We start from the raw sequence: 6,367 nt of genomic DNA on the forward strand, positions 1-6,367 counted from the left end.
GGCAAAGGCGGTCTCAGCCCGAAAGGAAGCGCCGCGTTGCCTCGGCGTTGCCGACGCCGTGCTGCATCGCGCGGACGACGTACTTCCCGATCAGGTCGAACTCGAGGTTCACGGCGCGGCCCGGCTGCCAGTCGCCGATCGTCGTGTGCTCCCACGTGTGCGGGATGATGGCGACGGTCAGCGCCTCGTCGTCGAGGCGAGCGACGGTGAGCGAGATGCCGTCGAGCGTGATCGAGCCAACGGGGATCAGATAGGGCGCGAACCGCTCGGGGTAGCGCACGCGCACGAGCCACGAATCGGCGAGTGTCTCCACGCTCGCCAGTTCGCCCGTCGCGTCGACGTGGCCCTGGACGAAGTGGCCGTCGAGCCGACCGTCGGGGCGCATCGCCCGTTCGAGGTTCACGCGGTCGCCGGGCTTCAGCGCGCCGAAATTCGTCTTCGCGAGCGTCTCCTCTACGGCGACGACGCTGAACGTCTCCGCGTCGTGGGCGACGACCGTCTGGCACGCGCCGTTGACGGCCACGCTCTGATCGACCCGCAGCTCCGTCGCGAACGACGCCGCGATTGTGAGCCGACGCCCGCCGTCGAGTTCTTCCACCGCCGCGACGCGGCCGACCTCTTCGATTATGCCTGTGAACATGGTGGACAGCGTGTGGATACTAATCGTGAGGTAACGTCGTCAGAACGCGCGGCGGTAGCCGAAGAACAGCATATCCGGCCCTACGGCTTCCCAGCGATGGGTTTCGAAGGTACGGGCATCTGCCATCCGCCCGATGCCGAGGTTATCCACAGCCCGCTGCCCGCCGACGAGCTTGGGCGCGATGAAGAGCGCGAGCCGGTCCGCGAGAGCCTGCCCTGAGCTTGCCGAAGGGTCGGCCCGCAGGAGGGCCGTCGCCAGCCCCGGCCCGGCCTCGACGAGGAGCGACTGCATCGGCCGATGCGCGCCGACGCCCGCGCCGAGCCGGTCGAGCAATGCGCCGAAATCGAGATGCCCGTCGCGCTCGGGGACGGTGAGGACGAGCCCGCCGAGATCCTCCAGCGCCGCCGCGTAGTCCGGCGTCGCACCCTCGCCGACGACGGCGACGGTCTGCGCCGCATGGGCATCGGTGAACAGCTTCAAGTTGGGCCGCAGCATGCCCGGCCGGTCGAGCACCACGCGGACCGGCTGGCGGCCTTCGACGTGGCGGACGGTGAGGGCGGGGTCGTCCGCCGCCGCCGTGCCGCTGCCGACGAGGACGCCGTCGAGTTCGGCCCGCCAGCGGTGGACGAGCGTGCGCGCCGCCTCGCCCGTGACCCACCGGCTGTCGCCCGACGCCGTCGCCACCGACCCGTCGAGCGTCTGCGCGATCTTCAGCGTGACGAGCGGCCGGCCCGTCGCGACATGGTGCACGAACGCCTCGTTGAGCCGCTTGCACCCCGATTCCAACACGCCCACCGTCACGTCGACGCCGTGCGCGCGGAGCCGTTCGATCCCGCGTCCTGCGACGGCTGGAAACGGATCGGTCATCCCGACGACGACGCGCGGGATGCTTTTCTCGACGATCAGATCGGCGCACGGCGGCGTCTTCCCGTGGTGGCTGCACGGTTCGAGCGTGACGTACAGCGTGCTCTCGCGCAACGCCTCCGCCCCGTGCCGTCGCTCCACGTCGCGCACGGCCCACACCTCGGCGTGCGGCCCGCCATATTCGCCGTGCCACCCCTCGCCCAGCATCGTCCCGCCCGGCCCGACGACGACGGCCCCGACGAGCGGGTTCGGGCTGACGGCCCCCGCGCCGCGCTCGGCGAGATCGAGCGCGCGCTGCATCCATCGCTCCTGCTCGGAGGTATTCGGTTCGGTCGGCACGCTAAAGCTCTTCGATGTGGGCGGGGAGCGTGTCGAGCTGCCAGCGCTCGAAGTAGAACTTGTGCTCGGATCGGGCCTCGCGGTACGGCAATGCAAAGCATCGTACGTCGGCGACGGGGTGGCGGCGGAACGCGTCGATGAGTCGCTTGCGGAGGGGAGCGGCGGCGAAGAGACTCCAGTCCCACCCGTCGTGCGCGGGCTCGGGGAAACACACGGCGTCGGCCTCGGCCAGCAGGCGCTTCAGCGACGGAATGCCGTAGCGCCGCTCGACGGAGGCGACGGCCGCGAGCGCGGCGGCATCGACCGGCCCCGCTGCGGCGACGAGCACGGCTGTCTCCGCCGGGTCGCGCCACACCGGCGCGGCGTCCTCGATGACCGTCACCGCGCCGGATCGGTCGGCCTGCGTCCACACCTTGCCAGCGAACACGTCCAGGAGCGGGGCAACGAAGGCGTCGGGGTTGGCAATCGCGGTGAGGCCGGTGCGGTCGGCGGCGAGGTCGGTGCCGGCGAGGTAGGCGCGGTAGTACGACGTGGGACGGAGGAGCGCGGCGAGGTCGTGCTCGGGCGCGGCGCGGCGGCGGGCGTCGGGGTCGGCCTCGGCCGAGAGGGCTTCGAGGTGGACCGGCTCTTCGTAGAAATACTTGACGATGTCCAACGGCGCGGGCGGAAGGCGGAGGGGCAATGTAGCCCGGCCCCTCGGCGCAGTTCCAGCCGTATCTTTTCGGTCGCCGTCCGCCCTTCGATCCGATGAAAGCCATCCAATCCGCGCTGATCTGGGCCGCCGAGGCCACGATCATCCTCCTCTGGCTCCCGCTCCTCGCCGTCGTCCGCCTCTTCGACCGCGACCCCGCGCACTACACGACGGGCCGCGTCTTCCGCTTCCTCGGCAACCTCATGACGCGCGTCAACCCGCTCTGGCACATCCAGATCGAGGGCGACGCCCCGGCCGACCCGCGCCTCCCGTACGTCGTCGTCTCGAACCACCAGTCGAACGCCGACATCCCGGTGATCAGCCGGCTGCCGTGGGAGATGAAGTGGGTGGCGAAGGCCGAGATGTTCAAGGTGCCCGTGGCCGGCTGGCTGATGCGGCTGGCGGGCGACATCGCCGTGGACCGCCGCGACCCGCAGAGCCGCGCCCGCGTCCTCACCGCCGCGAAGCACTACCTCGACCGCCACTGCTCGGTGATGTTCTTCCCCGAGGGGACGCGTTCGCGCGACGGCCGCGTCCGCGGCTTCGCGACGGGCGCGTTCCGCCTCGCGATCGACGCCGGCGTGCCCGTCCTCCCGCTCGTCATCGACGGCACGCGCGACGCGCTCCCGAAGCACGGCTGGAAGTTCGGCAACGCCATCACGGCCCGGCTCCGCGTCCTCCCGCCGATCCCCACCGACGGCCTCGGCCCGGACGACGCCGACGTGCTGCGCGAGCGCGTCCGGCAGGCCATCATCGCCCAGATCGCCGCGTGGCGCGGGGAGAACCCCGACACGGTCGATGCCCTCGCTGCGCCCGTCGACGACGCGGCGGGAAAGGCTGCGGGCGCGCCGTCGGACGGCGTGGAAGAAACGGCAAAATTGAGCTAGGCCGTTTGGGCGGAGGCGAAGCTGTTCGTAGTTTCGATGCTCGCCGCGCGGTGCGTGGTGAAGCCCCTTGCCCGGTAGCTCAATTGGCAGAGCATCAGTTTCTGGATCTGAGGGTTGAAGGTTCGAGTCCTTCCCGGGCAACCCCGCACGACCCAAGCCTCGGCACTTCGGTGCCGGGGCTTTTTCTTATGCCTCGGTGACGTCCTCGGCCCGTTCCTGCGGATCGAAGGGCGGCGGGGTGAGGAGGAGGCCGACGACGGTCGGCAGAGGGGCGAGGCGGAACCAGCGAGGAATACTGGAAAGAATGGACGTACGCATGATGGGATCTCCGAAAGGAAAGCGCTGATAGCCCGCGTCCGTCGGAATGATTCGCCGCTTCAGCGCTGCAAGCGCTTCCGTTACATAGAGTTCACATAGAAGCGCTTCCGCTCCGCCGAGCGCACGGCGTGTCGGTCGCCGTCGCAGGACGCAGGACGTAGATTGGGCCGCTCGTTGTCCCCGCCCGCCGCCTGACCATGCGTACGTCCGACTCTCCCGCTCCCCGTCCCGCCAGCCGTCGCCGGTGGCTGTTCACCGGGGCGATGCTGCTGATCCCCGTCCTCTTCTTCGTCCTACTCGAAGGCGGGCTCCGGCTGTTCGGCTACGGCGACGACTATCCCCTCTTCGAGCCCATCGAGGGCTACCCGCAGTACCTCGTGCAGAACCGCGAGGTAGCCCGGCGCTACTTCGCACAGCAGACGAATGTCCCGACGGCGCTCCACGACGTGTTCGACGCCGAGAAGGGCGCCGACGAATACCGGATCTTCGTGCAGGGCGGCTCGACGGCGGCGGGCTTCCCGTTCTACCACGGCGGCGCGTTCTCGCGCATGCTCGAACACCGCCTCCAGCAGACCTTCTCCGACCGGAAGATTGAAGTCATCAACACGGCGATGGCGGCGGTCAACTCGTACACCCTGCTCGACCTCGCCGACGAGATCATCGCGCAGCGGCCCGACGCCGTGCTCATTTACGCCGGCCACAACGAGTACTACGGCGCGCTCGGCGTCGGCTCGACGGAGTCGCTCGGGCCGTTCCGCGGGCTCGTCAACACCTACCTCCGGCTGCGGCGTTTTCGGACAGTCCAGCTCCTCCGCAGCGGGCTCGCGAGCGCCGCCGGCCTCTTCGCCGACGACGCGGGCGGCGACGGGGACCAGGGCACGCTGATGTCGCGGATGGTCGGCGAGCAGGTGATTCCCTACGGGTCGACGGCCTTCGACCTCGGGAGGAAGCAGTTCGAGGCGAATCTCTCCGACCTGCTCGCGAAGTACGAGCGCGCGGGGATTCCCGTGTTCGTCGCCACGCTCGCGTCGAACGAGCGCGACCAGCGGCCCTTCGAGACGGTCTTCGCCGAGGGCACCGACCGGGCCGCGTGGCAGACGACGTACGAGCGGGGCCTCGACGCGCTGAGGCGGGGCGATGCATCGGCGGCCCGCACCGCCTTCGCCGAGGCGACGCAGATCGACTCGCTCGCCGCCGATGCGTTTTACGCGCTCGCCCGCGCCGAGGAGGTCGCGGGCGACACCGCCGCCGCCCGCACCGCGTACATCGCCGCGCGCGACCGCGACGCGCTCCGCTTCCGCGCGCCCGAAGCCTTCAACGACGTGATTCGCGAGGTCGCTGCCGCCCACGGCGCGACGGTCGTCGAAGCGCAGGCCAACATCCGGCGGGCGGCGCCCGGCGGGATCGTCGGCGAGAAGCACATGCTCGAACACCTCCACCCGACCGTCGACGGCTACTTCCTCCTCGCCGATGCGTTCTACGACTCGCTCCGCGAGGCCGGCGCGATCGGCGAATGGCGCCGGCCCATCGCCCGAGCCGACGCCCGGCGCGACCTCCTCCTCACGCCTGCCGATTCGCTCGTCGGGATCCTCCGCGTGCGCCGGCTGAAGTCGGACTGGCCGTTCGTGCCGCGCGGGACGACGGCGCCACGGCAGGACACCCTCACCCTGCGGACCGGCTTCGACCGCGTCGTCGAGTCGCTCTACCAGAGCAAAGAGACGTGGCTGGAGGCGACGGAGAAGCTGGCGACGTTCTACGAGCAAGAGGGCGACGCGCGCCACGCGGTGCAGGCGCGGAAGGCGATGATCGCGTCCTACCCGATGATCGCGCAGCCCTACATCGGCCTCGGCGGCCTGCTGATGCGCGCCGACCGGCTCGGCGAGGCGCAGGGCTATTTCAACGAAGCGCTCGAACGCGACCCGAATTCCGCGACGGCCCTCTCAATGCTCGGCGCCATCGAACTCCAACGCCGCAACACGACCGCCGCCATCGACCTGCTCGAACGCGCCCGTGCGCGGGCACCCCGCGACCCGCAACTCCTCTACAACCTCAGCGGGGCCTACGCCCTCTCGCAGCGGTTCGCCGATGCCCGCGCCACGGCCGAAGCTCTTCTCGCCGTGCAGCCGAACCACGCGCGGGGCCGCGCCCTCCTCGCCAGCCTGCCCCCTGCTCCTTCCGCCCCGTAGACTTTCCTCTCCGCTGTCATTGCGAGGAGCGCAGTGACGAAGCAATCTCCTCGCACCAGCAGACCGCAGGAGATTGCCGCGCTCCCTTCGGTCGCTCGCAATGACAAGTCAGAGGCTTATCTGCGCGGCGTTGGCACCATGTTCATCATGCGGGAAGCGTCGGCGAGCACGCGTCCAAGTGCCAATCTAAATGTGTTATGCCATCCATGGCAGGGTTAAAATGCGGATTAAATCCACCCGACAAGGGATTATGGGGCATTACGAACCACAGAGCCAGCTCGTATGAGTGATGAATATTGGACGGCGCTAGAGCGCAGATCATGTTGATGTAAGCGAGTAGCCACAGTGCCTGATCCACGCCCCCACCTCCTCCACGCTCACCGCTTCCAGCGCCTCGGCCACCGCCGCGCGCAGGGCCTCCCGCGTACGGGCTCCGACGGCC

6 protein-coding genes and 1 tRNA gene are annotated in these 6,367 nt (G+C 69.6%); 3 read left to right on the plus strand and 4 right to left on the minus strand.

The annotated features are described in order from the left end of the window. Positions 1 to 13: 13 nt before the first annotated feature. Genes ABJF88_17030 through ABJF88_17040 form a run of 3 tightly spaced genes read right to left on the minus strand, consistent with a single transcriptional unit; the run spans position 14 to position 2,498 of the window. Positions 14 to 640, minus strand: a complete 627-nt coding sequence (locus tag ABJF88_17030) for a riboflavin synthase (protein MEP0548642.1) — start codon at positions 638 to 640, stop codon at positions 14 to 16. Positions 641 to 679: 39 nt separating this feature from the next. Further along, a complete protein-coding gene (gene ribD, locus ABJF88_17035; GenBank protein ID MEP0548643.1) occupies positions 680 to 1,843 on the minus strand; it encodes a bifunctional diaminohydroxyphosphoribosylaminopyrimidine deaminase/5-amino-6-(5-phosphoribosylamino)uracil reductase RibD in 1,164 nt (387 codons plus the stop codon). A gap of 1 nt (position 1,844) precedes the next feature. Next, positions 1,845 to 2,498 carry a hypothetical protein gene (locus tag ABJF88_17040; protein MEP0548644.1) on the minus strand — a complete coding sequence of 218 codons (654 nt, stop codon included), beginning with the start codon at positions 2,496 to 2,498 and terminating at the stop codon, positions 1,845 to 1,847. 92 nt (positions 2,499 to 2,590) lie between these two features. Between ABJF88_17040 and ABJF88_17045 the strand changes: the two genes are divergently transcribed. Then, the gene (locus ABJF88_17045; GenBank protein MEP0548645.1) at positions 2,591 to 3,421 is read left to right on the plus strand and encodes a lysophospholipid acyltransferase family protein; all 831 of its coding nucleotides are present in this window, start codon (positions 2,591 to 2,593) and stop codon (positions 3,419 to 3,421) included. Positions 3,422 to 3,489: 68 nt separating this feature from the next. Next, a tRNA-Gln gene (locus ABJF88_17050) sits at positions 3,490 to 3,562 on the plus strand. Between the two features lie 45 nt (positions 3,563 to 3,607). Here the strand turns inward: ABJF88_17050 and ABJF88_17055 are convergent. Continuing rightward, complete coding sequence (locus tag ABJF88_17055) at positions 3,608 to 3,739, minus strand: hypothetical protein (protein MEP0548646.1); 132 nt, start codon at positions 3,737 to 3,739, stop codon at positions 3,608 to 3,610. Positions 3,740 to 3,936: 197 nt separating this feature from the next. Here ABJF88_17055 and ABJF88_17060 point away from each other — a divergent pair, with 197 nt between their 5' ends. Then, positions 3,937 to 5,925, plus strand: coding sequence for a tetratricopeptide repeat protein (locus ABJF88_17060; GenBank protein ID MEP0548647.1), 1,989 nt, complete (start codon positions 3,937 to 3,939; stop codon positions 5,923 to 5,925). The last annotated feature ends 442 nt before the right edge of the window (positions 5,926 to 6,367 follow it).

The sequence above is a fragment of the Rhodothermales bacterium genome, from assembly GCA_039944855.1.
In the GTDB taxonomy this organism is placed as follows: domain Bacteria; phylum Bacteroidota; class Rhodothermia; order Rhodothermales; family JANQRZ01; genus JBBSMX01.

Coding starts and splice junctions, on each gene's coding strand:
- ABJF88_17060 (MEP0548647.1), top strand. CDS start 3,937: ATGCGTACGTCCGACTCTCCCGCTCCCCGTCCCGCCAGCCGTCGCCGG.
- ABJF88_17030 (MEP0548642.1), bottom strand. CDS start 640: ATGTTCACAGGCATAATCGAAGAGGTCGGCCGCGTCGCGGCGGTGGAA.
- ABJF88_17055 (MEP0548646.1), bottom strand. CDS start 3,739: ATGCGTACGTCCATTCTTTCCAGTATTCCTCGCTGGTTCCGCCTCGCC.
- ABJF88_17045 (MEP0548645.1), top strand. CDS start 2,591: ATGAAAGCCATCCAATCCGCGCTGATCTGGGCCGCCGAGGCCACGATC.